26 protein-coding genes are annotated in these 26,056 nt (G+C 70.0%); 10 read left to right on the top strand and 16 right to left on the bottom strand.

Translation table 11 applies throughout. The annotated features are described in order from the left end of the window. The 8 genes from ORI60_RS19335 to ORI60_RS19370 all read right to left on the bottom strand — a co-directional run. The coding region (locus ORI60_RS19335) for a hypothetical protein (protein ID WP_266038939.1) at positions 1-951 on the bottom strand (951 nt) is incomplete at its 3' end. Between the two features lie 69 nt (positions 952-1,020). After that, entirely contained in the window at positions 1,021-2,154 is a 1,134-nt protein-coding gene (gene hutI / locus ORI60_RS19340) for an imidazolonepropionase (RefSeq protein WP_266038940.1), read from the bottom strand. After that, on the bottom strand, positions 2,151-3,425 hold the full coding sequence (locus tag ORI60_RS19345) for a formimidoylglutamate deiminase (RefSeq protein ID WP_266038941.1): 1,275 nt from the start codon (positions 3,423-3,425) through the stop codon (positions 2,151-2,153). Before ORI60_RS19345 ends, hutI begins: the two co-directional genes overlap by 4 nt. Then, positions 3,422-4,591, bottom strand: a complete 1,170-nt coding sequence (locus ORI60_RS19350) for an allantoate amidohydrolase (protein WP_266038942.1) — start codon at positions 4,589-4,591, stop codon at positions 3,422-3,424. The genes ORI60_RS19345 and ORI60_RS19350 overlap by 4 nt, the downstream gene beginning before the upstream one ends. Before the next feature lie 83 nt (positions 4,592-4,674). After that, on the bottom strand, positions 4,675-6,315 hold the full coding sequence (gene hutU / locus ORI60_RS19355; RefSeq protein ID WP_266038943.1) for a urocanate hydratase: 1,641 nt from the start codon (positions 6,313-6,315) through the stop codon (positions 4,675-4,677). Further along, the gene (gene hutH, locus ORI60_RS19360) at positions 6,315-7,820 is read right to left on the bottom strand and encodes a histidine ammonia-lyase (RefSeq protein ID WP_266038944.1); all 1,506 of its coding nucleotides are present in this window, start codon (positions 7,818-7,820) and stop codon (positions 6,315-6,317) included. The genes hutU and hutH overlap by 1 nt, the downstream gene beginning before the upstream one ends. A gap of 74 nt (positions 7,821-7,894) precedes the next feature. Then, positions 7,895-8,830, bottom strand: a complete 936-nt coding sequence (locus ORI60_RS19365) for a hypothetical protein (protein WP_266038945.1) — start codon at positions 8,828-8,830, stop codon at positions 7,895-7,897. Further along, the gene (locus ORI60_RS19370) at positions 8,827-9,354 is read right to left on the bottom strand and encodes a SigE family RNA polymerase sigma factor (protein ID WP_266038946.1); all 528 of its coding nucleotides are present in this window, start codon (positions 9,352-9,354) and stop codon (positions 8,827-8,829) included. The genes ORI60_RS19365 and ORI60_RS19370 overlap by 4 nt, the downstream gene beginning before the upstream one ends. Positions 9,355-9,467: 113 nt before the next feature. On the opposite strand from ORI60_RS19370, the gene ORI60_RS19375 reads away from it, so the two are divergent. The 4 genes from ORI60_RS19375 to ORI60_RS19390 are packed head-to-tail and all read left to right on the top strand — an operon-like array spanning position 9,468 to position 12,548. After that, the gene (locus tag ORI60_RS19375; RefSeq protein WP_266038947.1) at positions 9,468-10,250 is read left to right on the top strand and encodes an IclR family transcriptional regulator; all 783 of its coding nucleotides are present in this window, start codon (positions 9,468-9,470) and stop codon (positions 10,248-10,250) included. Between the two features lie 39 nt (positions 10,251-10,289). Next, positions 10,290-10,712: a MarR family winged helix-turn-helix transcriptional regulator gene (locus ORI60_RS19380; protein WP_266038948.1), complete on the top strand. Its 423-nt coding sequence runs from the start codon at positions 10,290-10,292 to the stop codon at positions 10,710-10,712. 10 nt (positions 10,713-10,722) lie between these two features. Continuing rightward, entirely contained in the window at positions 10,723-11,568 is an 846-nt protein-coding gene (locus ORI60_RS19385) for a haloalkane dehalogenase (protein WP_266038950.1), read from the top strand. Further along, the gene (locus ORI60_RS19390) at positions 11,538-12,548 is read left to right on the top strand and encodes a GNAT family N-acetyltransferase (protein ID WP_266038951.1); all 1,011 of its coding nucleotides are present in this window, start codon (positions 11,538-11,540) and stop codon (positions 12,546-12,548) included. The genes ORI60_RS19385 and ORI60_RS19390 overlap by 31 nt, the downstream gene beginning before the upstream one ends. Positions 12,549-12,578: 30 nt before the next feature. Here the strand turns inward: ORI60_RS19390 and ORI60_RS19395 are convergent, their stop codons facing one another. From ORI60_RS19395 to ORI60_RS19410, 4 genes are read right to left on the bottom strand one after another with little or no spacing between them, the layout of a single operon-like run. Beyond that, a complete protein-coding gene (locus ORI60_RS19395) occupies positions 12,579-13,475 on the bottom strand; it encodes an ABC transporter substrate-binding protein (RefSeq protein ID WP_266038952.1) in 897 nt (298 codons plus the stop codon). After that, entirely contained in the window at positions 13,472-14,134 is a 663-nt protein-coding gene (locus ORI60_RS19400) for an ABC transporter permease (protein WP_266038953.1), read from the bottom strand. Before ORI60_RS19400 ends, ORI60_RS19395 begins: the two co-directional genes overlap by 4 nt. 6 nt (positions 14,135-14,140) lie before the next feature. Further along, positions 14,141-14,779, bottom strand: coding sequence for an ABC transporter permease (locus ORI60_RS19405; RefSeq protein ID WP_266038954.1), 639 nt, complete (start codon positions 14,777-14,779; stop codon positions 14,141-14,143). Beyond that, positions 14,776-15,858 carry an ABC transporter ATP-binding protein gene (locus tag ORI60_RS19410; protein ID WP_266038956.1) on the bottom strand — a complete coding sequence of 361 codons (1,083 nt, stop codon included), beginning with the start codon at positions 15,856-15,858 and terminating at the stop codon, positions 14,776-14,778. The genes ORI60_RS19405 and ORI60_RS19410 overlap by 4 nt, the downstream gene beginning before the upstream one ends. A gap of 132 nt (positions 15,859-15,990) precedes the next feature. Here ORI60_RS19410 and ORI60_RS19415 point away from each other — a divergent pair, with 132 nt between their 5' ends. Continuing rightward, positions 15,991-17,541 (top strand): bis-aminopropyl spermidine synthase family protein, encoded by a 1,551-nt coding sequence (locus ORI60_RS19415; RefSeq protein WP_266038958.1) that lies wholly within the window; start codon positions 15,991-15,993, stop codon positions 17,539-17,541. Here the strand turns inward: ORI60_RS19415 and ORI60_RS19420 are convergent. Together ORI60_RS19420 and ORI60_RS19425 are read right to left on the bottom strand one after the other, a co-directional pair. Further along, positions 17,503-20,679 (bottom strand): EAL domain-containing protein, encoded by a 3,177-nt coding sequence (locus ORI60_RS19420; protein ID WP_266038960.1) that lies wholly within the window; start codon positions 20,677-20,679, stop codon positions 17,503-17,505. The genes ORI60_RS19415 and ORI60_RS19420 overlap by 39 nt on opposite strands. 225 nt (positions 20,680-20,904) lie before the next feature. After that, a complete protein-coding gene (locus tag ORI60_RS19425; protein ID WP_416234455.1) occupies positions 20,905-22,101 on the bottom strand; it encodes an NAD(P)-dependent malic enzyme in 1,197 nt (398 codons plus the stop codon). A 332-nt stretch (positions 22,102-22,433) separates the two neighbouring features. Here ORI60_RS19425 and ORI60_RS19430 point away from each other — a divergent pair, with 332 nt between their 5' ends. After that, on the top strand, positions 22,434-23,033 hold the full coding sequence (locus tag ORI60_RS19430) for a dTDP-4-dehydrorhamnose 3,5-epimerase family protein (RefSeq protein WP_266038961.1): 600 nt from the start codon (positions 22,434-22,436) through the stop codon (positions 23,031-23,033). Here the strand turns inward: ORI60_RS19430 and ORI60_RS19435 are convergent. Next, positions 23,023-23,304 (bottom strand): S24 family peptidase, encoded by a 282-nt coding sequence (locus ORI60_RS19435; RefSeq protein ID WP_323055927.1) that lies wholly within the window; start codon positions 23,302-23,304, stop codon positions 23,023-23,025. The genes ORI60_RS19430 and ORI60_RS19435 overlap by 11 nt on opposite strands. Before the next feature lie 95 nt (positions 23,305-23,399). Here ORI60_RS19435 and sodN point away from each other — a divergent pair, with 95 nt between their 5' ends. Then, positions 23,400-23,807, top strand: a complete 408-nt coding sequence (gene sodN / locus ORI60_RS19440; protein WP_030476597.1) for a superoxide dismutase, Ni — start codon at positions 23,400-23,402, stop codon at positions 23,805-23,807. A 206-nt stretch (positions 23,808-24,013) separates the two neighbouring features. On the opposite strand, the gene ORI60_RS19445 is transcribed toward sodN, so the two are convergent. Beyond that, entirely contained in the window at positions 24,014-24,175 is a 162-nt protein-coding gene (locus tag ORI60_RS19445; RefSeq protein WP_266038964.1) for a hypothetical protein, read from the bottom strand. Positions 24,176-24,243: 68 nt separating this feature from the next. Here ORI60_RS19445 and ORI60_RS19450 point away from each other — a divergent pair, with 68 nt between their 5' ends. From ORI60_RS19450 to ORI60_RS19460, 3 genes are all read left to right on the top strand, one after another. Then, positions 24,244-24,840 carry a histidine phosphatase family protein gene (locus tag ORI60_RS19450; RefSeq protein ID WP_266038966.1) on the top strand — a complete coding sequence of 199 codons (597 nt, stop codon included), beginning with the start codon at positions 24,244-24,246 and terminating at the stop codon, positions 24,838-24,840. Further along, positions 24,840-25,313: a GNAT family N-acetyltransferase gene (locus ORI60_RS19455; RefSeq protein WP_266038967.1), complete on the top strand. Its 474-nt coding sequence runs from the start codon at positions 24,840-24,842 to the stop codon at positions 25,311-25,313. Before ORI60_RS19450 ends, ORI60_RS19455 begins: the two co-directional genes overlap by 1 nt. Before the next feature lie 125 nt (positions 25,314-25,438). After that, entirely contained in the window at positions 25,439-25,855 is a 417-nt protein-coding gene (locus tag ORI60_RS19460) for a DUF5684 domain-containing protein (RefSeq protein ID WP_266038969.1), read from the top strand. Positions 25,856-26,056: the final 201 nt, after the last annotated feature.

Consider the following 26,056-nt stretch of genomic DNA (forward strand, 5'->3'; position numbering starts at 1 on the left):
GCCGCCCGCTGGGGCGGCGCCCCCGCCCCCCCCCCCGCGGGGGGGGGCGGGGGGGGGGGGGGGGCGGCGCGCCCCCCCCCCCCCCCCCCGCACTCCATAGATCCCGGGCTTCGAGTTCCGCACGTGGATGTGCGTCGACGCCGTCGTCCCGATCCACAGGTCGTTCAGCGCGGTCTCCGGTTCGTGCAACGACGGCCGCGCGAACTGGAAGCACCGCGCGGGCACCGCGTCCGGGTTGAAGTCGATCTGCAGCGTGTAGTCGTTCACCGGCCGCAGGAACCGCCGGTCGCAGACCTCGCTGTCCGCACCGGGCCTCATCCGGACCGTGTAGTCGACGAGCGCCGTCTCGCCCGCTCTGAGCATCCGGTCGAAGAGGATCTCCGCGACGAGGAACCCGGTGGAGTCCTCACTGCGCACCCTGCCGAGCCGGCACGGCGGCCCCGCCTCGATCGACGGCACGCCGAGGTCCGTGGCATCGGCCAGCTGGATCGCGAGGAACCTGTCGACGCCGTCCTCCAGCGCCTGGATCACACCGGTGCAGTGGTTCGAGACCTCACGGCGGTCCGGCCCGATCACCTGCCGGTCCTGCACGCTGAGGTACGTCGTCGCCGTCGGTTGCAGCCGGTCGATCCGCGACATGACCTCACCGAGGTCGGTGGCCCGCGAGTCCCACATGTCCTCCAGGGACAGCGACTGGTCCACCCAGCGCCCGCGCGGCCTCTTGTCGCCCAGCCGGTCGGTCAGGAAGCCCTCACCGAGGTCGAGCAGCTCCTCCAGGGCGGCGACGACCTTCAGCGACTCCGGGCGTTCCGGACGGCTGCGGCCGCGGCGCCAGTAGCTGAGCGTCGAGATGCTGACCTGCATGCCCCGGGCGGCCAGGTGGTGCTGGATGCGCTCGAGGCTGAGGCCGCTGTTGTCGACGGCTTTCGTCAAGGCCTCCGCGAAGTCCACCACGGGGACACCGTACGGCCCCGCACCTTGCGCCAGTAGGCCCACACGACGGGTGATGAGGGGTCTGTCTCAACTGGCGCGTTCCCCCCGACGCCACACCGAGTGCGTCAACGGGACGCCCGGCCGGTACGCCAGATGCGTGATCGAGGGTGCGTCCAGCACGTGGAGATCCGCCCGCGCACCAGGCCTGATGACACCGACGTCGGTGCGTCGCAACGCCTGGGCACCGCCCGCCGTCGCCGCCCAGACCGCTTCCTCGACGCTCATCCGCATCTGCAAGACCGCTGTCGTCACGCAGAACGCCATCGACGAGGTGTAGGACGAGCCGGGGTTGCAGTTGCTGGCGAGGGCCACCGTCGCACCGGCGTCGAGCAGGGCGCGGGCGGGCGGCAGCGACTGGCGGGTCGAGAGGTCGCACGCCGGGAGCAGCGTGGCGACGGTGTCCGAGGAGGCCAGCGCGTCGACGTCCGCGGCGGACAGGTACGTGCAGTGGTCGACGGAGGCGGCGCCGAGTTCCACGGCCAGCCGCACGCCGGGGCCCTCGCCGAGCTGGTTGCCGTGGACGCGCAGGCCGAGGCCCTTCGCCGCGGCCGCCTGGAGCACGGCCTTCGACTGGTCGTAGTCGAAGGCACCCTTCTCGCAGAACACGTCCGCCCAGCTCACCAGGGGTGCGACGGCGTCGAGCATCTCCCCGCGGACCAGGTCGACGTAGGTGTCCGCGTCCTCGCCGGGCGGCACGAGGTGGGCACCGAGGAACGTGACCTCGTCGGCCTGTTCGGCGGCGATGCGGGCCGACCGCACCTCGTCGGCGACGTTCAGGCCGTAGCCGGTCTTGGTCTCGACGAACGTCGTCCCTTGGCGTAGGGCTTCGGCGACGTGCCTGCGCACGACCGCGGCCAGTTCCTCGTCGGTCGCGGCACGGGTCGCGTTGACGGTCACGGCGATGCCGCCCGCGGTGTAGGGCTTGCCGGCCATGCGCGCGCCGAACTCGGCGGTCCGGTCGCCCGCGAACACCAGGTGGGTGTGGCTGTCGACCCAGCCGGGCAGCACCGCGCGGCCCTCGACGTCGACCCTGTCGTCGGCCGCCGGAGCGTTCGTGGACGAGCCGACCCAGGCGATCTCCGCGCCGTCGATGACCAGCGCGTTGCCGGTGACCTCGCTGTTCGTGGTCAGCTCACCGATGCCGGTGATCAGCGTGCTCATGCCCACAGCTCCTCGATCGCGTCCGCCAGCAGCCTGCCGACGTCTCCCAGGGTCTCGTGCACGCCACCCGCGGCGACCACGCGACCGCCGACCACGACGGTGTCCACATCGGACGCCGTGGCCGTCAGGAGGACCTGCTGCGGCAACGAACCCGCGGTGCGCGGCGTCGAGCAGCTGATCGCCACGAGGTCGCAGGGCGCCCCTGGCTCGATGCGTCCCCCGTCCCAGCCGAGTGCGGAGTGGCGGGTGGCCGCGTCGAGCAGTTCGGCCGGCGAGAAACGACCTCGCTGGCCGGTGCGGAGCCGTTCGTTGTGCTCCAGGGCGCGGGTTTCCAGCAGCGGGTCGATCACCGCGTGCTGGTCGCTGCCCAGCGACAACGGGCTGCCCGCGTCGGCCAGTTCGCGGGCGGGGCCGATGCCGTCGGCCAGGTCCGCCTCGGTTGTCGGGCAGAAGCACGCGCCCGTGCCGGAGCCGCCGAGCAGTGCGATGTCCTCGGGTGTCAGGTGCGTGGCGTGCACGGCCGTTGTCCGCGGGGAGAGCGCACCGGCCTCGTGCAGGAGCCCGGTCGGCGTGAGGCCGTACGCGGCGAGGCAGGCCTCGTTCTCGGCGGGCTGCTCGGAGAGGTGGACGTGCAGCGGGGCGTCCGGGAACGCCTGCGCCACCACGGAGAGCTCGGCCCGTGGGACGGCGCGGACCGAGTGGATCGCGGCGCCGACGCGCATGACCTCGTCGGACTCCAGCTCGGCGACCCGTGCGGCCCACGCCTCGGCGGTGCCGTCGGAGAAGCGCCGCTGCACCTCGTTGACGGGCTGGTCGATGCCGCCCGCGAGGTAGCAGGTGTCGAGCAGGGTCAGGCGGATGCCGGCGTCCTGCGCCGCCTCGCGTAGGGCGTACCCGAACTCGTTCGACCCGTCGTGGACGTAGTGGAACTCGCCCACGGCCGAGACACCCGCGAGCGCCATCTCGGCGTAGACCGCACGGGCCAGGCGGTAGTACGACTGCGGGGTCAGCTTCGACGCCAGCGCGTACATGCCTTCGCGCCACGTCCAGAACGTGCCGCCACCGTCGTGCGTCCGGCCCCTGAGCGCGCGGTGGAACGCGTGCGAGTGCGCGTTCGCGAAGCCCGGCACGACGATGCCGTGCAGCCGCCGCACACCCAGCGGAATTGTGTCCACTGTGGACACGTTCGCGATCACGCCGTTCTCGACCCTGATCAGGACGCGCTCGGCGAGCCCTGCGGGCAACCAGGCCCGCTCGCACCAGAAGTTCATGAGCCGAGGTGTTCGATCGTCGCCGCCAGCGCCCTGACGCCCTCGTCGACGTCGGCCTGCTCGGCGAACTCCTCCGGCGCGTGGCTGACGCCGGTGGGGTTGCGCACGAACAACATCGCGGTCGGCACGTGCGCTGCGAGGATGCCCGCGTCGTGGCCCGCACCGGTCGGCAGCGCCGGAACGCCACCGAGCGCTCCCGCGATGTCGTCCCGCAGCCCGCTGTCGAAGTACACCGTGTCGCCGTAGGACTCCTCGGTGATGGTGACCTCGCAGCCCTCCTCCTCGGCGGCTTGGCGGGCAGCCTCGGAGATCTCCGCGACCATCGCACGGGTGCGCGCGTCGTCGCTGTCCCGCGCGTCCAGCCAGACGTCCACTGAGGACGCGATGACGTTGGTGCCACCGGGGTTGGGGACGAGCCTTCCCACGGTGGCACGCCCGCCTGCCCTGGCCGCCTTCCTGGCGGCGAGGACGAGTTGGGAGGCCGGGAGCATCGGGTCGCGGCGGTCCTCGATCAACGTCGCTCCGGCGTGGTTCCCCTCGCCGGAGAACGTGAAGCGCCACCGGCCGTGCGCGAGGATGCTGCTCGCGACACCGACCGGCACGGTCAGGCCGCGGCCCTGTTCGACGTGCAGCTCGACGAACTGGCCGATGCGCCTCAGCGCCCGTTCGTCGCGGCCGACCAGGTCCGGGTCGTACCCGGAGGCCTTCATGGCCTCGGCCAGCGTGACGCCGTCCGGGTCCTTGAGCGCCAGCGCCTTCTCCGGGGCGATGGCACCGGTCAGCAGCCGCGAACCGAGGCACGCGACGCCGAACCGGCCGCCTTCCTCCTCCGCGAAGACCGTGATCGCGAACGGCCGCGCGGGCTTGAACCCCTTGGCCTGCAGGAGGTCCACGGCCTGCAGGGAGCTGGTCACCCCGAGCGGGCCGTCGAACGCGCCGCCACCGGGCACCGAGTCCAGGTGGCTGCCGGTGACGAGCGCGTTGTCGCCGCGCTCGCCCCACCAGGCCCAGATGTTGCCGTTCTGGTCGGTCTCGACGTTCAGGCCGCGCCTGACGGCCTGCTCGACGAACCAGTGCCGCAGCTCCAGCTCCGGCTTGTCGTAGCCGTGGCGGGAGTAGCCGCCGCGCTTCGGGTCCCTGCCGACGTCCGCGATCTGGTCGAGCATCAGCCCTCCACCGGCGTGCTCACGCAGGGGTCCCCTCCAGGGGGTCCCCCGATTTCCATTGTCCCAGCGAGGTCTGACAATTCTCAGCCCTCCATCGGGATGCGGACGCCCTTGTCCGACGCCACCGACTTCGCCTCGTCGTACCCGGCGTCCACGTGCCGGATGACGCCCATGCCGGGGTCGTTGGTCAGCACGCGCTCGATCTTCTGCGCCGCCAGCGCGGTGCCGTCCGCGACCGTCACCTGGCCTGCGTGGATCGAGCGGCCGATGCCGACGCCGCCGCCGTGGTGGATCGACACCCACGTGGCGCCGGAGGCCGTGTTGACCAGGGCGTTGAGCAGCGGCCAGTCCGCGATCGCGTCGGAGCCGTCGGCCATCGCCTCGGTCTCGCGGTACGGGGAGGCCACCGAGCCGCAGTCGAGGTGGTCGCGGCCGATGACGATCGGCGCGGACAGCTCGCCGGACGCCACCATCTCGTTGAACTTGAGGCCCGCGAGGTGCCGTTCGCCGTAGCCGAGCCAGCAGATGCGGGCGGGCAGGCCCTGGAACTCGACGCGCTCGCCCGCCATCTTGATCCACCGGTGGAGCTGCTCGTTCTCCGGGAAGAGCTCCAGGATCGCCTTGTCGGTCTTGGCGATGTCCTCGGGGTCGCCGGACAGCGCGGCCCAGCGGAACGGGCCCTTGCCCTCGCAGAACAGCGGCCGGATGTAGGCGGGCACGAAGCCGGGGAACGCGAACGCGCGGTCGTAGCCGCCGAGCTGCGCCTCACCGCGGATCGAGTTGCCGTAGTCGAACACCTCGGCGCCGCGGTCCATGAACCCGACCATGGCCTCGACGTGAGCGGCCATCGACCTGCGGGCGCGGTCGGTGAACTCCTCGGGCTTCGCGGCGGCGTAGTCCTGCCACTCCTCCAGCGGGACGCCGACGGGCAGGTACGCCAGCGGGTCGTGCGCCGAGGTCTGGTCGGTGACGATGTCGACGGCGACCTCGCGGCGCAGCAGCTCCGGCAGGATCTCCGCCGCGTTGCCCACGACACCGACGGACACGGCCTCACCGGCGGCCTTGGCGGCCAGCACGCGCTCGATCGCCGAGTCCAGGTCGTCCGCGATCTCGTCGAGGTAGCGGGTCTCCAGGCGGCGCTGGGCGCGGTGCGGGTCGACCTCGATGCACAGCGCGACGCCCTCGTTCATCGTCACGGCCAGCGGCTGCGCGCCACCCATGCCGCCCAGGCCCGCGGTGACCGTCAGCGTGCCGCGCAGCGTGCCGTTGAAGCGCTTGGTGGCGACGGCAGCGAACGTCTCGAAGGTGCCCTGCAGGATGCCCTGGGTGCCGATGTAGATCCACGAACCGGCGGTCATCTGCCCGTACATCGTGAGGCCCTCGGCCTCCAGGCGGCGGAACTCGGGCCAGTTCGCCCAGTCCGGCACGAGGTTCGAGTTCGCGATGAGCACGCGCGGTGCCCATTCGTTCGTGCGCATGACGCCGACCGGGCGTCCGGACTGCACGAGCAGCGTCTCGTCGGCTTCCAGGTTCTTGAGCTCACGGGTGATCGCGTCGAACGACGGCCAGTCGCGCGCGGCCTTGCCGGTGCCGCCGTAGACGACGAGGTCCTCGGGGCGCTCGGCGACGTCCGGGTCGAGGTTGTTGTGGAACATCCGGAGAGCGGCCTCGGTCGACCAGTTCTTCGCGGTCAGCTCGGTGCCGCGGTCAGCGCGAACAGCCATTACAGGGCTCCACTTCGGATCAGGGCCTCGGCGGCGGCGATCTCGGGGGCGAGGTGGCGGTCGGGGCCGGGACCGGCGACCGTCTCGCGCAACTTCGCCACGGCGGCGGCCGTCGCGGGGGCGGGCTTGAGGGGCGCGCGCAGGTCGAGCGCCCGCGCGGCGGTGAGCAGTTCGACGGCCAGCACGGTGGTGAGCCCGTCGACGGCCTTGCGCAGCTTGCGGGCGGCGGACCAGCCCATCGACACGTGGTCCTCCTGCATCGCGGAGGACGGGATCGAGTCGACGGAGGCCGGCACGGCCAGGCGCTTGAGCTCGGACACGATCGCCGCCTGGGTGTACTGGGCGATCATGTGGCCGGAGTCGACGCCGGGGTCGTCGGCGAGGAACGGCGGCAGGCCGTGCGAGCGGGAGACGTCGAGCATGCGGTCGGTGCGGCGCTCGGCGATGGAGGCCACGTCCGCGAGCGGGATGGCCAGGAAGTCCAGCACGTAGGCGACCGGGGCGCCGTGGAAGTTGCCGTTGGACTCGACGCGGCCGTCCGCCAGCACGACCGGGTTGTCGATCACGGACGCCAGTTCGCGGTCGGCCACCGTCGCCGCGTACGCGACGGTGTCGCGCGCCGCGCCGTGCACCTGCGGGGAGCAGCGCAGCGAGTACGCGTCCTGCACGCGGGTGCAGTCCGGGCCGCGGTGCGAGGCGACGATCTCGGAGTTCTTGAGGAACGCGAGCATCCGGGCGGCCGACAGGTTCTGGCCGGGGTGCGGGCGCAGCGCGTGCAGCTCCGGCTCGAAGACGCGGTCGGTGCCGAGCAGGGCCTCGACGCTCATCGCGGCGGTGAGGTCCGCGATGTCCAGCAGCCGGGTGAGGTCGGCGATCGCCAGCGACAGCATGCCGAGCATGCCGTCCGTGCCGTTGATCAGCGCGAGGCCTTCCTTCTCGGCCAGCTGCACGGGTTCGATGCCCGCTTCGGCGAGGGCTTCGGCCGCGGGGACGAGCTCGTCGCGCGAGTTGCGGACCATGCCCTCGCCCATCAGCGCGAGCGCGCACGCCGACAACGGCGCGAGGTCGCCGGAGCAGCCCAGCGAGCCGTACTCGTGCACGACCGGGGTGATGCCGGCGTTCAGCATCCCCGCCATCGCGTCCACAGTGGACAGCCGGACGCCGGTGTGGCCGGTCGAGAGCGTGCGCAGGCGCAGCAGCATCAGCGCCCGCACGACCTCGCGTTCGACCTCGGGACCGGCGCCGGCGGCGTGCGAGCGGATCAGCGACCGCTGCAGCTGGGCACGGCGGTCCGGCGGGATGTGCCGGACGGCGAGCGCGCCGAACCCGGTCGAGACGCCGTAGGTGGGGCGTTCGGCCGTGGCGAGCTGTTCGATGTGGCCGCGGGCGGTGGTGACCGCCTCGCGGGCCGCTGCGGTGATCTCCACCGGGGCGCCGTCGCGGGCGACGGCATGAACGTCCTCGAGGGTCAGAGGCTTCGGACCCAGCTCCACCGGTTGTCGCATGGAGACATCACAGCGCTCCGGGGCCGAGTCAGCGACCCCGGAGCGCTCGATGGTGTCTGAGATGCCAGACGGACCTACAGGCCCCTGCCGATCCAGCTCGTGTCGGGAGAGGGCGAGAGCTCGACGTCGTTCGCGGTCCTGACCAGCTCCTCCGGCGAGGCCGCACCCCGGACGGTCACCCACACGGAGCCGTCGAGCACCGCGACCGCGCCGTCCACCTGCACGCCCTGCTTGCCGCGCACCGTGACCGGCGCCCCGCCGGACAGGCCGGGCGAGCGGGTCGAGACCTGGACGACGAGCGGGTCCTCGGCCAGCTGGGCGCCCCAGTCACCGGGTGAGCTGCCCCAGACCTCGGTCGCCTCCATGCCCTTGAGCACGAACGGCGGCCGGTGGACGACCTTCGAGTCGGCTCGCACCGACTCCGCGACCCGCAGCGCGGTCTGCTTCACGTCGTCCGTGCCGCGCACCGTGACGCTCAGCCAGTCCTGCGCCTCCCAGACCAGCCGGGCGGTGAGACCCGGCGACTGGCCCTGCTCGGTGCGGACCCAGGCCTTCAGCCCGCGGACGGAGACCTCGTCCCAGCCCGTCGTGTCGGGCTTGCTCTTCGACTTGCCGAGCTTGGTCAGCGGGCCGCCGTCGGTGAACGGGTAGCCCTGGGCACCGGTGGGCACGTAGGCGCGTTCGCCGTCGAGCAGGCCCCGGTAGACCTCGCCGTAGCCCTCGGGCAGCCAGTGCGGCGAGTACTTGAGCGGCAGGCGCGAGACCTGGTCGTCGCCGACGAGCGCGGCCGCGGCGTTGTTCTGGTTCGGCGGCGTGTACCTGTCGCTCGCGATCACGCCCGCGAAGATCAGGACGACGACCGCGGCCATGCCGGCCGTGGCGATCAGGAAGATGTTGTTCCGCTGCCTCTTGCGCTTGCGCCGCAGGGCGTTCAGCGTCGGGCCCGGATGCGGAGTGCGTTCGGCCAGCTGACCGAGCGCCTCCTTGATGAGCTGTTCGGTGTCGTTCACGACAGGCCCTCCCCGAACCGCAACCCGACTCCAGCGGGTTCCGGCGTGTGGTCCAGGCGGAGTGTGGCCAGCGCACGCGAGATGTGGCTGCGCACGGTTCCCTCGGCACAACCGAGCATCTGTGCGATCTCCGAGTCCTCGTAGTTCTCGTAGTAGCGGAGCACGACGGCGGCCCGCTGTTTGCGGGGCAGCTTCGCGATCCGCTGCAACATTGCTTCCCGCTCGTCGTAGTGGTGCGTCTTGTCGCCGACGGGCGGGGTGACGGACTCGAGCGTCGTCATGCAGAGAGCGACGTCCTTCGCGGCCCTGCGTCTGCGCCACGAGAGGTACTCGTTGGTCACCATGCGCTTGACGTAGGCGTGAGGGAGGTCGACTGAACCGATGCGGTCCCACTTCTGCTGCGCGCGCAGCAGCACTTCCTGGACCACGTCCTGGGCCAGGTGCGGGTCGCACGTGAGCACGGTGGCATAGCGCAGCAACGGGGTCACCTGTTCTGCCACGAAGTCATCGAAACTCGGTGTCAATCCCGACCCCCTTCAAAACCGTCACGCCCCTCCAACGCTCCCCGGGCGTGTTCTGTTGAGTGTGCCCTGATGTCGTAACGGCGTGGGGTGCATCACATGGGAAAATCACCGACGTGGGCAGCAGCAGTGACGTTCCCGCGCTGCGGCGAGGGTTGGCAGTCCTCCGGCTGCTGGCGGGCAGACCGGGGCCCGTCTCCGCGGCGTCGGTGGCGCGCGAGCTGAACCTGCCCAGGTCCACGACCTACCACCTGCTGTCGGAGCTGACCGAGGCCGGCTTCGCGACGCACTTCCCCGAGGAGAAGCGCTACGGCCTGGGCGTCGCGGCGTTCGAGCTCGGCTCCGCGTACCTGCGGCACGATCCGCTGGAACGCCTGGCCCGCCCGTTGCTGCGCAAGCTCGCCGACCGGATGGAGAAGGTCGCACACCTGGGCGTCCTGCACGGCGCCGAGGCGCTGTACCTGGTGCGCGAGCAACCCCGCCAGCCGCAGTCGATCGTGTCCGACGTCGGCGTGCGGCTTCCCGCCCACCTGACGGCCTCGGGTCGCGCGATGCTCGCGCACCTGCCTCCAGCGCAGGTCAGGGCACTGCTGCCGTCGGTGGCCTCGTTCGTCGACCGCACCGGCCGCGGCCCGCACAACCTGCCGGCGTTGCGCCGGCTGCTGACGCTGGAACGGCGGCAGGGCTGGTCGGTCGAGGACGGGTTCGTGACGGCCGGGTTCGCCTCGGTGGCGGCGCCGGTGTTCGACCACGGCGAGCGGCCGATCGCGGCCATCACGCTGACGTTCCGGCACGTCTGCGACACGCCGTGCGGACAGACGTGGCCCGACCTGGCCAAAGAGGTGCACAAGGCCGCCGAGGAACTGACGCTGCGGATCGGTGGTCACGCCGCGTCCTGATAGTAGCCATGTATATAGTAGCCATGTACTGTATCTGCCATGAGCAGTGCGGAACAGACTCCTGGGCACCTCGTGTGGCGTTTGGCGATGAAGTGGCGGACGGCCGTTGACCGAGCGTTGGACCCTCTCGGGCTGACGCACGCGCAGTACGTCGTGTTGGCATCACTGCTGGCCCTGGACCGGCCCTCGCAACGCGAACTGGCCGATCACACAGGCCTGGAAGCGCTGTACGTCTCGAAGCTGGCGCGTTCGCTGGAGGCGTCGGGACTCATCTCGCGCACACGGGACGCGGTCGACACACGGACCGTGCGGCTGTCACTGACCCCGCAGGGCCTTGAGACGGTCGAGCCCGCCGTGGCACTGGTCCGCTCGTTGCTGGACCGGCTGCTCGCGCCGCTGGGCGACCGCACCTCCGCCTTCTCCGGCGAACTGCTCGCACTGCTCGCCGTCCCCCTCGACTGAGGAGCCCTCGATGCCCGTCGTTCCCGTCCTCGACTCGACCATGCACCACGAGGCCCACGGCTCCGCGCCGTTCGTGTTCCTGCACGGCAACCCCGCCTCGTCGCACACGTGGCGCAACGTCCTGCCCGAACTGGGCGGACTCGCCCCCGACCTCATCGGCATGGGCAGGTCGGGCAAGCCGGCCATCGGCTACTCGTTCGACGACCACTCCCGGTACCTCGACGCGTGGTTCGACGCCCTCGAACTGGACCAGGTGGTCCTGGTCGGCCACGACTGGGGCGGCGCGCTCGCGTTCGACTGGGCCGCCCGGCATCCCACGCGCGTGGCCGGCGTCGCGTTCTTCGAGACGATGGTGAAGCCCCTTCGCTCCGCCGACCTGCTGCCCGCCGCGCAGGAGCGGATGCGCAGGCTGCGGACCCCCGGCCTGGCCGAGGAACTGGTGCTGGACCAGGACACCGTCGTGCGCCAGGCGTTCACCGGCGGTGTGCGCACACCGGTCTCGGAGGAGGACATGGCCGCGTACCTGGCGCCGTTCCCCGACCGGGAGAGCCGCCGTCCGGTGCTCGCGTGGGCACAGCAACTGCCGGTCGACGGCGACCCGCCTGCTCTGGTGCCGCGCATGGAGGCTTACGGCGAGTGGCTGGCGACCTCGGAGGTGCCGAAGTTGCTGCTGACCTTCGAGAACGCGCCGACGCTGCTCATCACTCCTGAGCTGGCCGCATGGTGCTCCGAGAACATCGCGGCGCTGGAGGTCGTGGCGGCCGGTGAGGCCGGGCACCACGCTCAGGAGGACCGGCCGAAGGAGATCGCGGCCGCCATCAGGTATTGGGCGGAGAGCAACGGTCTGGTTGCATAGCGTGCATGGGGGTTACAACCGAACAGATCGAGGAACTGGATTTCTCCTCCGCGTCCGAGGAGGACCGGCGCGGCCTCTACGAGGTCGTGGCGGCCTGGGTGGTCGAGGACTCACCCGGCAAGAAGCGGCCGTCCTACGAAGCCTGCATCGCCAGGTGGGAGCTTCACGACGACCTCGGCTTCGAACCGCCGCGCTTCGTCGTCGCGCGAGAAGCCGGAAAGATCATCGGCTACGGCGAGGTGCGGATCTCCGAGGCCGAGGCCAACGCGCACCTCGCCACTGCCAACGTGGTGGTGCTGCCGGCCCACCGCCGGCGCGGCATCGGCACGGCGTTGCTCCACGCCATGCTGTCGTTGGTGAACGGCCGCACCGTCATCGAGGCGTGGAGCGTTTTCGGGGACAGCCCGGGCGAGCAGTTCGCCGCCGCCCGCGGATTCCGCGTCGTTTCCACCATGACCAGGCAACGGCTCGCCCTCTCGGATCCGCCCGAAGTCGGCGAGCTTCCGGCCGGATACGAGCTCGTCACGTGGAAGGGCGCGGCACCGGAGGAGTTCGTCGAGGCCTACGTCGAGGCGCTCAACGGCATAAGGGACGCTCCGCGGGGCGAAACGACGCTCGATCTGACGCGCAACACCGTCGAGAGCATCCGGCGGGAGGAGGCCGACGCCGTCCCGGTCCGATGGATCGTCCTCCTGCTGCACGAGGGCCAGGCCGCCGGCGTCACGGTCGTCGAGTTGGATCCGGCCGTGTCCACCGTGGCCGAGCAACTGCACACGGTCGTGCTCCCCGCACATCGTGGCCGGGGGTTCGGCAGGTTGATCAAGGCGTACATGCTGCACAACTTGAAAGGCGTCGAAACGATCTACACGCGCACCAGCAGCGAGAACGAGCACATGCTCCGCGTGAACCATTCGCTGGGCTATGAAGACACGTTCATCTACATGGGCGTACAAGCGAAAACCGCCGACCTGCAGGCATAGGCCTGCGGGCCGGCGGTCGTCAGAACGCGATCAGATGCCCGCGGAGGCGAGCCACTCCTTGGCGACCTTCTCCGGTTCCGGCTTGTCCGGCGCCGAGAGCTTCTGGTTCAGCTCCAGCAGCACCTTCGTGTCGAGCTTCTTCGAGATGGCGTTGAGGGTGTCGCGGACCTGCTGCGACGCCTTCTTCTCGTTGATGAGCGGCAACACGTTCTGCGCGGCGAAGACGTTCTTCGGGTCTTCCAGCACCACGAACTCGTTGGCCTTGATGGCCGCGTCCGTCGTGAACAGGTCGGCCGCCTGCACCGTGTTGTCCTTCAGACCGGCGACGGTCAGCGGGCCGCCGACGTCGAGGACCTTGAACTCCTTGAACTCGCAGGAGTACTTGGCCTTCAGGCCCGGCAGGCCGTCCGCGCGGCTCTGGAACTCCGGCGGGCCGCCGAAGACCAGGTCCTTGCAGTACGGCACGAGGTCGTCGATCGACTTCAGGCTGTACTGCGCCGCGATCTGCTTCGTGACGACGACGGCGTCCTTGTCCTCCGCGGACGACTTGTCGAGCACGATGAGGTTCTGCGGCAGCGCCTTCTTCAGCGCCGCGTACACCTCGTCGGAGCCGACTTCCTGCGCCTCCTTGTTGATGTACTTGAGAAGCACGCCGGAGTACTCCGGGATCAGGTCGATCGAGCCGTCCTGCACACCCTTGTAGTACAGCTCCCGGTTGCCGATGTTCAGCTTCTTGGACACCTTGACGCCCTTGGCGGCCAACGCTTCCGCGTAGATCTCCGCGAGCAGGCGCGACTCCGGGAAGTTGCCCGAACCCACGACGATGGTGTCCGTCGGGGCCGGGTTGTCGGCGCCGCCCGTCAGCGGGTCACCACCGCACGCCGACAGAAGCATCACGGCAGCGACAGCCGTGGCGATGCGCTTCATCTCTTTCCTCCGGTTCCCACTGGGCGCAATCCTGGCGAGACCGTCAGCCGTTGCAGGCCGGCGAACCCCAGGTCGACGAGAACGGCGAGCAGTGCCACGAGCACCGCGCCGGCGAGCATCTGTCCGAAATCCTGCAGGGCGAGGCCGTCGAAGACGAACCTGCCGAGTCCACCGGCGCCCGTGTAGGCGGCGATGGTGGCGGTCGCGACCACCTGCAGCGCGGCGCCGCGGAAACCGCCGAAGATCAGCGGAAGTGCGTTCGGGATCTCCACCTGGAGCAGCACGCCCGACTCGCGCATGCCGACGCCCCTCGCGGCGTCGACCGTCACCGGGTCGACCGCGCGGACGCCCGCGTACGTGCCCGCCATGATCGGCGGGATCGCCAGCAGCACCAGCGCGACGTACACCGGGAAGTCGCCCAGACCCGCCCACAGCACGACGAGGATCAGCACCGCCGTCGTCGGCAGCGCCCTCAGCGCGTTGGAGAGCCCGACGATCACGAACCCGCCCTTGCCGGTGTGCCCGACGAACGCGCCGAGCGGCACCGCGATCAACGCCCCGATCACCAGGGTCAGCAGCGTGTAGCCGAAGTGCTCCACCAGCCGCACCGGAATCCCGGTCGAGCCGGACCAGTGCGCGGGGTCGAAGAGCCAGCCCATCTCAGCTCACCTCCCCACCCGTGCCCACGGCGTGAGCAGCCGTCCGATCAGCAACAGCAGTCCGTCGGCGAGCACCGCCAGCACGACGGTCCCGATCAGGCCCGCGAGGACCTTGTCGGTGTTGTCGGTCTGGTAGCCCTCGGTGAAGAGCTGACCGTAGCCGCCGAGACCGACGAGCGCGCCCACGCTCACCATGCTGATGTTCGACACGGTCGCGACCCGCAGGCCCGCGATCGTGACCGGCAGCGCCAGCGGGAAGTCGACGGTGAGGAAGCGCCGCAGGGGCCGGAACCCCATCGCGTTCGCCGCGGCGACGACGTTGCCCGGCACCGCCGCCAGCGCGTCCGCGACCGCGCGCACCATCAGCGCGACCGTGTAGACCACCAGCGGCACGATGACGTTGATCTCGTCCAGGATCTTCACGCCGATCAGCACCGGCGTGATCACGATGAGCGCGATGGACGGGATGGTGAACAGGATGTTGGCGAACGGGAAGAGGATCGCGCGCGCCGTCTGCGACCGGCTCGCCCACCACCCGAGCGGGATGGAGAGCACGAAACCGATCACCACCGGCACGACGGAGAGCCGGAGGTGCACCTCGGTGACTTCCCAGAACCTTTCCCAGTTCTCGAAAATCCAGGTCACTTCGGGACCTCACCCGCCGCGCGGGCCTTCGCGAGCGCCTGGATCACGTCAGCGGCCTGCACCACGCCCGTGACCGCGCCGGCGTCGTCGACGACCACGCCGAGCGCGGACGGCGAGCTGAGCGCCGCGTCGAGCGCGCCGCGCAACGTCGTGCCGTCGTAGAGCGAGCCGCCGGAGATCAGGTCCTTCTCGGCGACCTCGACCTCACCGTCCACACCGGACAGCCAGCCCTTCGGCCGGTTCTGCTCGTCGACGACGAGCGTCCAGTCGGTGATGGTGACGCGCTCGCCGAGCCTGGCGGTGGTGACGGGGTGCACCGGTACGTCCGCGTGCAGGAACGTGAGGGTGCGGTAGCCGCGGTCCCGTCCGACGAACGAGGCCACGAAGTCGTTGGCGGGCGCGCTGAGCAGCTCCGCCGGCTTCGCGTACTGCGCGAGGTGCCCGCCCGTCTGGAACACCGCGACGCGCTCGCCGAGCTTGAGCGCCTCGTCGATGTCGTGCGTGACGAACACGATCGTCTTGTCGAGTTCCGCTTGCAGGCGGAGGAGTTCGTTCTGCAGGTCCTCGCGGACCACCGGGTCGACGGCGCTGAACGGCTCGTCCATCAGCAGCACCGGCGGGTCGGCCGCGAGCGCGCGGGCGACACCCACGCGTTGCTGCTGGCCTCCGGAGAGCTGGGCCGGGTAGCGCTTGCCGAAGGCCGGGTCCAGCCCGACGATCTCCAGCAGTTCGGCCGCGCGCGTGCGCGCCTTGCGTTTGTCCCAACCGGACAGAAGAGGCACGGTCGCGACGTTGTCCAGCACCGTGCGGTGCGGGAAGAGGCCCGCCTGCTGGATCACGTAGCCGATGCCGCGCCTGAGGGTGGGCGGGTCGACGGTCAGGACGTCCTTGCCGTCCACCAGGATCGTGCCCGACGTGGGGTCGATCATGCGGTTGACCATGCGGAGGGACGTCGTCTTGCCACAGCCGGAAGGACCGACGAACACCGTGATGGTGCCCGCCTCGACCGTGAGGTCGAGCTCGTCGACAGCGATGGTCCCGTCCTCGAACCGCTTGGTTACGGCCCGGAACTCGATCACCCTTCGGATCCCTCCGGTCGCGACGACCACCCCGATTGGGCCGCCCTGGATGTAGATCCCAAAGACCTTAACTCGTTCGGCGTACCCCGGCACAGCGTTCCACGATGTGACGGGCCGTATGGTTTACCGCTTGTGACGATCGATCAGGTTCGGCAGTTGGTAGCAGAGCGCGGCGTGCACGCCCGCAAGCTCCGCGAGGTGTTGTCCCTGCTCAGTGAGGACTGGCACCCGCTGGCCGAACTCGTGCGCCTGCCCGCCGTGCCCCGCCGCACCGTGCAGGACCTGCTCAAGGCCCTCGGCGACGACGCCGAATCTTCAGGCGATCGTTACCGCATCGCTCCAGGTCTGGTCGCCTCGTACCGCTCCGCCTTCGGCGTCTCGGGTGTCCGCGACCACACCGACGTGCTGCGCCAGATCCTCGTGGACATCGCCGACGTCCCGCCGCCGTTGTCCTCGTTGGACCACGTGCAGGCCACGGCCGAGACGGCGCTGAACCGCGCGGTGTGGCTGGACTCGTCGTACGACCTGACGGGCAGGCGCCTGCTGTGCCTGGGCGACCACGACCTGACCTCGCTGGCCGTCGCCGCGGTCAACCCGAACGTCTCGATCACGGTCGTGGACCTGGACGAGCGCCTGCTGGAGTTCATCGACGCACGGGCCGCCGCACGCGGGCTCGACATCAGGACGTTGCACTGCGACATGCGTTTCGGCCTGCCCAGTTCGGTTCTCGAGTCCTTCGACCTCGTTTTCAGCGACCCGCCCTACACGCCGGAGGGCATGGGCCTGTTCGCGGGCCGCGGCATCGAGGCGTTGGAGGACATCGCTTCGGGCCGCCTGCTGCTCGCGTACGGCTTCTCGGAGCGCACGCCCGCTCTGGGCCTGAAGGTGCAGCAGGAACTGCAGAAGCTCGGCCTGGTGTTCGAGGCGATCCTGCCCGCGTTCCACCGCTTCGACGGCGCGCAGGCCATCGGCTCGGCCGCCGACCTCTACGTGTGCCGTCCCACGGGGCGCCGCGCGGTGTCCGGTGGCACGCGGATCTACACGCACGGCGCGCAGTCCGTGGAGTCGTCCGGTCCGTCGCCGGAGGCTCTGGCCGCGCTGTCGGATCTCGCTCCCCGCCCGGAGTCCTCCCCGCCGCCGAAGCCCCGTGCGGCGGGCTGGTCCGAGCCCGTCGGCAAGGGTGCGGCCTCCCTGGCCGTGGACCTGTCCGCGGATCCCGGCCCGTGGCTGCTGCGCACGCTTCTCGCCTCGTCACCCGCGCGGCTGGCCTGCCTGGTGCCGAACAACCACCCGGCGGTGTCGTCGGAGGCCGGGCAGACGGAGCTGCAGGAGCTCGTGCGGACGCGGTTCAAGTTGAAGTTCCTGCGCAACAACCCGGATGGCAGGACGACGATCGTCGTCGCCGACCAGGTGCTGGCCGGCACGCTGTCGCTGGGCGAGCGCACGGTCCGCGAGGTCCTGATGAAGGCGCACGGCAAGCTGCGCAACAGCTGGCGCGAGGCGCTGATCACCGCGTCGCAGGGCGTGCTGACCAAGAAGCAGGCGGCGGAGATCATCGACCACGCCCCGGTGCCGCAGGACGACCTCGAACTGCGGTTGGTCGACCTGCCCAGGCACCGGATCGCGGCGCTGCTGCCGGAGATCTCAGCCAGCGCGGGGTATGTGGAGCGGCCCGAGAGCTAGCACCGCGCGGAACTCCTTGGGCGGCACGGGACGCGAGAACAACCAGCCCTGGTACGCGTCCACGCCGACACCGCGCAGGACGTGGAACTGGGTGGCGGTCTCCACGCCCTCCGCGACGCACTTGCGTCCCATCGCGCGTGCCATGTCCACCACGGCGCGCGCGACGGCGAAGTCCGAGGAGTCGTTGCCCACGCCCGAGACGAAGCGCCGGTCCACCTTGATGATCTGGGCCGGCAGGTCCTTCAGGCGCGCCAGCGACGAGTAGCCGGTGCCGAAGTCGTCGACGGCGAACTGCACGCCGCGCTTCACCAGTTCGTCCATCGACTGGCGGACCCGCGACGGCAGGTCGACGAACGCCGTCTCGACCAGTTCCAGCACCACCCGTTCCCACGGGACGCCGGACTCCATGATCGCGGTCGACACGATGTCGACGAACTCCGGATCGCCCGGCACCAGGCCGGCGAGGTTCACGGCGACCGACACCGGGCGGCCGTCCGGCGCGGGCCAGGTCGCGGCCTCCTTCAACGCCGTCCGCAGCACCCAGCGGTCCAGCTCGCGCATCAGGTCGCCCTGCTCGGCGACCGGCAGGAACACGTCCGGCGGCAGCAGACCGCGGTCGGGGTGCGGCCAGCGCACCAGCGCCTCGGCGGTCAGGACGGCGCCGTCGACGCCCACGACGGGCTGGTAGTGCAGCGCCAGGCCGTCGTTCTGCAGGGCCTCGCGCAGCTGGCCCTCGAGGTGCACCTGGCGGTCCGCCGACGCGATCAGGGCCGCCGAGGCCAGCGAGACCCGTCCGGCGCCGGCGCGCTTCGCCTCGAACATCGCGGCGTCGGCGAACCTGAGCAGGTCGGCGCCGTTGGCGCGCGAGCCGTTCGGCACGGCCGCGCCGATCGAGGCCGAGACGCGGACCAGCTGGCCGTGCACCGGAACCGCGGTCCTCAGCAGGGACGCGACCCGTGTCGCCAGAGCGTCGACGCCACCCACGGCGTCGAGGTCCTCGGCGATGATCACGTACTCGTCCCCGGACAGCCGGGCGGCGGTGCAGCCGTCCGGCAGGCCGCCTTCCAGGCGTCGCGCCAGGGCGACCAGGAGCTCGTCGCCCGCGTCGTGGCCGAGGGAGTCGTTGACGCGCTTGAAGTTGTCGATGTCGCAGAAGAGCACGGCGACCTTGGAGCGGCCGGGGCCCTCCAGCAGCTTGCCGAGGATCTCCTTCACCAGCGCGCGGTTCGGCAGGCCGGTCAGCTCGTCGTGGGTGGCCTGGTGCCGCAGGGCCTCGGCGGCGCGGCGGCGTTCGGTGATGTCCAGGAACACGATCAGCCAGAAGCGGCGGCCGTCGTCCTGCACGGACAACGCGATGTGCAGCTCGCAGTAGACCTTCTCGCCGTCCGGGCGGACGAGGATGCGCTGCGGGATCTTCTGCGTGCGCTCGGCGGCCCACTGCAGGCCGGGCGAGGTGTCCTCGGGGTGGGTGAGCTGTTCGGCGGTCATGCCGCGCAGCTGTTCCAGCTCCATGCCGAGCAGGTCGCACAACGCGTCGTTGGCGTCGACCAGGCGCTCGCCCTCGTCGAACAGGCCGATGCCCACCGGCGTCACGGACACGAGGTCGGTGAAGCGCTGCGAGGAACGCTTCATGCGCGCTTCGGCGGCACGCTGCTCAGTGACGTCCTGGGCCGTGCCGACGGCGAGCTGCTTGCCGTGCGCGTCGTGGACGATCATGCCGTGGCAGCGGAAGATGCGCGTCGAACCGTCGCGGCGGATCACCCGGTGCTCGCACTGCACCGCGATCTCGTCGGCCGCCAGCTGACGCCACAGGTCGTCGACCCAGCCCCGGTCCTCGGGGTGCACCAGGTCGAGGTAGTGCTGGTAGTTGCCCGCGACCTCGGCGGGGATGTCGTAGAGGTCGCGCAGCATGTCCGACCACACGACCTCGCCGCTGACCGGGTTCCACTCCCACATGCCGAGGCGGGCGGCCTGCTGCGCGTCCGCCAGTCTTCGGCGGTCCTCGCGCATCTGGCGTTCCAGCGCCCGCGCCTCGGTGACGTCCTGGATCGTGCCGTGGTAGCGCTCGATGCGGCCCGACGGCGCGATCTCCGCGCGGGCGCGGCACATGTAGACGCGCTCGCCGACCTCGCTGCGGACCTCGACCTCGACCGGTTGCCCGTCGCTCGCGTGCAGCAACGAGTGGCGGATCGCCTTGACGGCCTCCCGGTCGTCCGGGTGCACGCCGCTGAGCAGGTCGTCGTCCGGGGTCATGCCGAGCTCGGCGTACATCTCCAGCAGCACTTCGCTGCGGTGCACGGCGCGCGTGCCGGTCTCGTACGCCCAGCTGCCGATGCGGGCGATGCGCTGCGCCTCCAGCAGCCGCGCCCGTTCCTGGGCGAGGTCGGTGGCGGCACGCTTGGTCTCGGTGATGTCGCGGATGTAGCCGGTGATCTTGTCCAGGCCGCCGGCGTCGTCCAGCCTCGCCTCGGCGACACCGCGGATCCACCGCAGCTGGCCGTCCGGGCGCACTATCCGGTACTCGATGTCGATCGGATCGCCGGTGATCTCGCGACCGTGCCAGTACGTCTCGACCATCTGGTAGTCGTCGGGGTGCACGACGTCGAGAACGGCCTGCGCGCCCGGTACGACGGTGCCGCGTTCGAGGCCGAGGAGCTCGTAGTGCGTGTCCGACCAGACGGTCAGGCCGGTCCGGGGGTCGAACTCCCACGAGCCCAGGTTCGCGACCTTCTGCACCTTGCGCAGCCGGCGCTGCTCGTCGCGCAGCGCGTCCGCGGCGGAGGCGAGGTCGGAGACGTCGATCAGCAGCACGGCCTGCAGGCCCGTGCCGGGTACGGCGTGCCGGGCGACGCGCACCGGCAGTTCGGTGCCGTCCGCCCGCAGCAGCCTCAGGTCGGCGGAGTTGCCGAGGAGCAGGTCGCCGAGCGCGTGCCCGACGAGGTCGTCGGCGCCCTGCGCGACCGCGAGCTCCACGGCCGCGGGGTTCGCCTGCATGACGACACCCTTGGCGTCGACGAGCAACGACGGCGCGTCGGGCAGGGTCAACCCGTCCAACGTGATCGGAGGTTTCCCGTTCTCCGGGACAGCCGTCCGTGCACGGCCGTTCACCACCGTCGCGCGTCCCACCCACTTGGGCACCGGCCCACCCTCTCCCGCATCCACCGCCCGCGGCAATTCGGGTGGGCACGACAACGGCACCCGAACGGCGGCAAACACGAACCCTCTCCTCGGGTGAACACCCGAGGAGAGGGACGGTAGCGCTTCAGAGCGTCATCGCCCACCCCTGCACGGGTTAACGAAAAGCCACGTTCGTGGTTCCGGTACTCGTGCAGATGCAAAAAGGTGGCAAATGATCGGGCTGGATCAGGCGACTCCGTCGGCCTTCGCCGCGACGGCCACAGCAGCCGCGACCTCGGGTCCGACGCGCGGGTCCAATGCCGAGGGCACAATTCGGTCTGGGCCCAAATCATCCTTCGCGACCGCGAGAATGGCATCCGCGGCGGCGAGTTTCATGCCTTCCGTGATCCGTCGCGCACCCGCGTCGAGAGCACCGCGGAAAATGCCGGGGAACGCGAGCACGTTGTTGATCTGGTTCGGGAAGTCGCTGCGGCCGGTGGCCACGATCGCGGCGTGCCGGGCGGCGACCTCCGGGTGCACCTCGGGGTCCGGGTTCGACAGCGCGAAGACGATCGAGCCGCTAGCCATGCTCGCGATCAGGTCCTCGGACACCTTGGACGACGAGACGCCGATGAAGACGTCCGCGCCCCGCAGCGCCACGTCGATGCCACCGTCGAGGTTGCTGGAGTTCGTGACCGCCGCGATCTCCTCCTTGATCGGGTTGAGACCGGCGCGGCCCGTGCGGACGATGCCGCGCGAGTCGAGCAGCGTGATGTCGCCGGCGCCGGCGGCGATGAGGATCTTGGCGATCGCGATGCCCGCGGCACCCGCACCGGAGATGACCACCCGCTGGTCAGCGATGCTCTTGCCGAGGACGGTGTTCGCGCCGTTGAGCGCCGCCAGCGACACGACGGCCGTGCCGTGCTGGTCGTCGTGCATGACCGGGCAGTCGAGCGCCTCGATCAGCTTGCGCTCCAGCTCGAAGCAGCGCGGCGCGGAGACGTCCTCCAGGTTGACCGCGCCGAACGACGGGCGCAGCCGCACGAGCGTCTCGACGATCTCGTCCACGTCCGTCGTGGTGAGCACGAGCGGGATGGAGTCGAGGCCGCCGAAGGTCTTGAACAGCGCGGACTTGCCCTCCATGACGGGCAGCGACGCGCTCGGGCCGATGTCGCCGAGACCGAGCACCGCGGTGCCGTCGCTGACGACGGCGACCAGGCGGTGCGCCCACGTGTACTTCGCGGCCAGGGAGGGGTCCTCCGCGATGGCCTTGCTCACTCGTGCGACACCAGGTGTGTACGCGATGGACAGCGCTTTCGGGTCAGCCAGCGAGGCGGTCGCGCCGACCTCGAGCTTCCCGCCCAGGTGCGCGTTGAAGATCTCCTCGTCCGTCAGCTGCGTCGGATCGGAGTTCTCGGTGCGGGCTTCGTTCACTGCTGTCACGGCGTCCCTCCTGCGGTGCGGGCGGCGTAGTGGCCCAACATGGGCTCATCACCAGACGGCGCACCGGCCCAGCGTTGTCACGCCGGGTACACGGGGCCTGGAAACTCGGTCGATGCCCTCCGACGAGTTGCGTCGGAGAACCGCCCGAGTGTTGCGGGTGACGGAAGTGTGGCAGGGTCGCGCGTTGCTGTCTGCGGCGGGGATCACACTTTTTCCGCAGGTCAGAGGGCATGTAGCAAGACGTCCGTCCGGTTTTCTGAACCGACCGGTCAGTTTCTGCAGGCAGGAAGCACCCGATCGGTCAAGAAAGATTGACGCCTTAGAGTGACGGCATGCAGGCGAGTTCGCTGAAAATTGACGGCGCGTTCGAGTTCACCCCTCGGACATTTCCCGACGACCGCGGTGTGTTCGTCTCGCCGTACCAGGAGGCCGCCTTCGTGGAGGCGGTCGGGCACCCGTTCCGGGTCGCGCAGACCAACCACAGCGTCTCCCGCGCGGGGACGATCCGCGGCATCCACTACGCGGACGTGCCGCCGTCGCAGGCGAAGTACGTCTTCTGCCCGCGCGGCTCGTTCATAGACGTGATCGTCGACATCCGCGTCGGCTCGCCCACGTTCGGCCAGTGGGACGCCGTGCTGGTGAACTCCGAGAAGTGCAACGCGGTCTACCTCGCCGAGGGCCTGGGCCACGCGATGATCGCCCTCGAAGACGACACGACGATGAACTACCTCTGCTCCACCGTCTACAACCCGTCCGGCGAACACGGCCTGACGCCGCTCGACCCGGCGCTCGACCTGCCGTGGCCGCGTGAGCTCGAGTTCCAGCTCTCGGAGAAGGACACCGCGGCCCCCACTCTGGCCGAGGCCTACGAGGCCGGCGTGCTGCCGCGCTACGAGGACTGCCTGGCGCTGTACGCGTCCCTCAAAGCCTGAAACCGGGCCTCGGCCATAGTCGAGCTTTGACGACTCCGAGCACCTCCGCAGGTCCGAGGTGTTCGGAGTCGGTGCTCGCGAAGGGGTTGTCTCCCACCACGTGCCATCCCCCGTCCACTTCGTGGGAGGCGCGCTTCACCGACAGCTGATCGGGTCTGCTGGCCCATTTCACCAGCACGATCTGCCCAGGCTTGGGTCTGACACCCCACTTGACCAGCACGATGTCGTCGTCGCGCAGGGCAGGGACCATCGACGGACCCCGCACGAGCACGGTGGAGAGGCGCGGTCTCAACGATCACCCTTCGATCAGCCGGAGTAGGGTTCCTACCTGTCGGAGCATCCACTGTTTTCATTCTGGGAGGAACGATGCGACTCGTGTCGCGCATTCTCCGCCCGCGCGTCGAAGCCACCGCGCACTGCGACCTGCCGTGCGGTGTCTACGACCCGGCGCAGGCCCGCATCGAGGCCGAGTCGGTCAAGGCGGTCCAGGAGAAGTACCAGGCCAACGAGGACCCGGAGTTCCGGGAGCGCGCCGTCCTGATCAAGGAGCAGCGCAGCGAGCTCGTCAAGCACCACCTGTGGGTGCTGTGGACGGACTACTTCAAGCCGCCGCACTTCGAGAAGTACCCCGAGCTGCACGACCTGTTCAACCGCGCCACCAAGGCCGCGGGCGCGAGCGGCACGAAGGGGTCCATGGACCCGGCTTCGGGTCAGGCCCTGCTCGACCTGATCGCGCAGATCGACAAGATTTTCTGGGAGACCAAGCAGGGCTGAGCCCCGCGACGGTTTCACCGAACGGCGCCGCCCCCGCACAGGGGGACGGCGCCGTTCGTCGTTGTGGAGAAGGTGTGGCCGCGCCGCGGTCATCAGAACAGGTATCAGGAAAACGACCGTGCGAGCCATGCGCGGGTCCGCCTCAGCGAACGACAACCACCCAGCAGCACCGCGCTCAGGGATTCACGCCCGAACCAGGGAGGGTCTCACTGCCCTCTGGTGTCCGTGCCGCGCTCGTTCTGGCTCAGCTTGTTCCAGGTCGAGGTCAGCTCCGCGCGGATGCGGGCGACACGGACCCCGAAGGCCTCGCGGATCTCTCGGGCATCGACCTCGTCGGAGGCGCCGTGGTGGGGGTGCTCGGCGGTCATGGCGCGCTGGGTACCTCGTAGGCGGACTGCCCCAAACGTGGTCCCCGTCACTGCTTAGGATCGAACAGGTGAGCACCCACCTCTACCTGCTGCGTCACGGCCAGACCGAGTGGTCCGAGAGCGGCAGGCACACGGGACGCACTGACATCGAGCTGACGCCCGAGGGCGAGCAGCAAGCACGCCGCGCGGGCGCCACGCTCGCACGGCTCAGAGGCACCGACCAGGCCCCCGCACTCGTGCTGACGAGTCCCCGCAAGCGCGCCACCAGGACGGCCGCGCTGGCCGGGCTGGAGGTCAGCGCGATGACCGAGGACCTGGCCGAGTGGGACTACGGCGACTACGAGGGCATCACCACGCCGCAGATCCGCGAGCGCGTGGCCGGCTGGACGGTGTGGACGCACCCGATGCCGAACGGCGAGACGCACGCGGAGGTGCAGGAGCGGGCGCGCAAGGTGCTCGGCGAGGTGCGCAAGATCCTGCCCGGCGGCGACGTCGTGCTGGTCGGCCACGGGCACTTCAGCCGCGTGCTGATCGCGGCGTGGCTGGGCCTCGCGCCCGACCAGGGAGTCCACTTCGGACTGGACCCGGCCGGCATCTGCCAGCTGGGCGACGAGCGGGGCGACCCGCAGGTGCGCAGGCTCAACGTGCCCGCGTGGGAGGTGTGATGATCCGGCGGGTCGAACCGCGTGACGTCGACGCGGTCGTGGGACTGGTTCACGAACTGGCGCTGTACGAGAAGGCGCCCGAGCAGTGCCACCTCACTGCGGAGCAGTTGCACACGGCGCTGTTCAACGAGAACGCCGCGTTGTTCGGTCATGTCGCCGAAGTGGACGGTCAGGTCGTCGGCATCGCGTTGTGGTTCCTCAACTTCTCGACGTGGGACGGCGTGCACGGCATCTACCTCGAAGACCTCTACGTCACGCCGGACCAGCGCGGCAACGGTCTGGGCAAGAAGCTCCTGGAAGCGCTTGCCCAGGAGTGCGTGGCGAAGGGGTACACCCGTCTGCAGTGGTGGGTGCTCAACTGGAACGAGCCCAGCATCGGCTTCTACAAGTCGCTCGGCGCCGTGCCGATGGACGAGTGGACGACGATGCGCGTCTCGGACGAAGCCCTGGTCAGGCTCGGCACTTCACCCTGAAGGTTGACGGAAGGTCTCAAAAGGCTCACGAAACGGGTATTCCACTGAGGACAGGTCCACGGTGCTGGAAGCGTCCCCGCCGCCGATCCTCCGGCAAAAAGTAAGCGTGGAAAGAAGGAAAGACCGTGGGCACTGACCCGACTACCGTTGACCCCGCCGTCTCGACCGGCATCGGCGTCTTCGGCGCGATCATCTACCTGGCGTTCGCCGTCTTCGCGATCGTCGTGATGTGGAAGGTCTTCGCCAAGGCCGGTCAGCCCGGCTGGGCCGCGATCATCCCGATCTACAACATCTACGTGTGGCTCAAGGTCGCGGGTCGTCCCGGCTGGTGGCTGATCCTGTTCCTGATCCCGATCGTGAACATCGTCATGGCGCTGATCGTCTCGATCGACATCGCCAAGTCGTTCGCGAAGGACACCGTGTTCGGCGTCGTCGCGCTGTGGCTGTTCAGCATCATCGGTTACGCGATCCTCGCGTTCGGTGGCGCGCAGTACCGCGGCCCGGCCGCGCTGGTGAGCAAGCAGGGCGCCTACCAGGGCTGAGCGAGACCCCGAGGCCGGGCCAGAAGTCACCCCTGTACTTCAGGCCCGGCCTTCATTACGGCCAGAAATGAAACCGTTTTCACAATCATCCCGGCCGGCAACCACGAGGGAATTCGACGCCGCGAAGAGCCACCCGAGGTGTCCGGCGGGTACACGCCGCAGATCTTCGGCGTGCGGCCCGCGTTCGGCTTCTGGATCCGC

This window comes from Lentzea sp. NEAU-D7 (genome assembly GCF_026242055.1).
GTDB lineage: Bacteria > Actinomycetota > Actinomycetes > Mycobacteriales > Pseudonocardiaceae > Lentzea.

Coding starts and splice junctions, on each gene's coding strand:
- ORI60_RS19385 (WP_266038950.1), top strand. CDS start 10,723: ATGCCCGTCGTTCCCGTCCTCGACTCGACCATGCACCACGAGGCCCAC.
- ORI60_RS19400 (WP_266038953.1), bottom strand. CDS start 14,134: ATGGGCTGGCTCTTCGACCCCGCGCACTGGTCCGGCTCGACCGGGATT.
- ORI60_RS19380 (WP_266038948.1), top strand. CDS start 10,290: ATGAGCAGTGCGGAACAGACTCCTGGGCACCTCGTGTGGCGTTTGGCG.
- hutU (WP_266038943.1), bottom strand. CDS start 6,315: ATGGCTGTTCGCGCTGACCGCGGCACCGAGCTGACCGCGAAGAACTGG.
- hutH (WP_266038944.1), bottom strand. CDS start 7,820: ATGCGACAACCGGTGGAGCTGGGTCCGAAGCCTCTGACCCTCGAGGAC.
- ORI60_RS19455 (WP_266038967.1), top strand. CDS start 24,840: ATGATCCGGCGGGTCGAACCGCGTGACGTCGACGCGGTCGTGGGACTG.
- ORI60_RS19345 (WP_266038941.1), bottom strand. CDS start 3,425: ATGAACTTCTGGTGCGAGCGGGCCTGGTTGCCCGCAGGGCTCGCCGAG.
- ORI60_RS19395 (WP_266038952.1), bottom strand. CDS start 13,475: ATGAAGCGCATCGCCACGGCTGTCGCTGCCGTGATGCTTCTGTCGGCG.
- hutI (WP_266038940.1), bottom strand. CDS start 2,154: ATGAGCACGCTGATCACCGGCATCGGTGAGCTGACCACGAACAGCGAG.
- ORI60_RS19430 (WP_266038961.1), top strand. CDS start 22,434: ATGCAGGCGAGTTCGCTGAAAATTGACGGCGCGTTCGAGTTCACCCCT.
- ORI60_RS19445 (WP_266038964.1), bottom strand. CDS start 24,175: ATGACCGCCGAGCACCCCCACCACGGCGCCTCCGACGAGGTCGATGCC.
- ORI60_RS19350 (WP_266038942.1), bottom strand. CDS start 4,591: ATGCTCGACCAGATCGCGGACGTCGGCAGGGACCCGAAGCGCGGCGGC.
- sodN (WP_030476597.1), top strand. CDS start 23,400: ATGCGACTCGTGTCGCGCATTCTCCGCCCGCGCGTCGAAGCCACCGCG.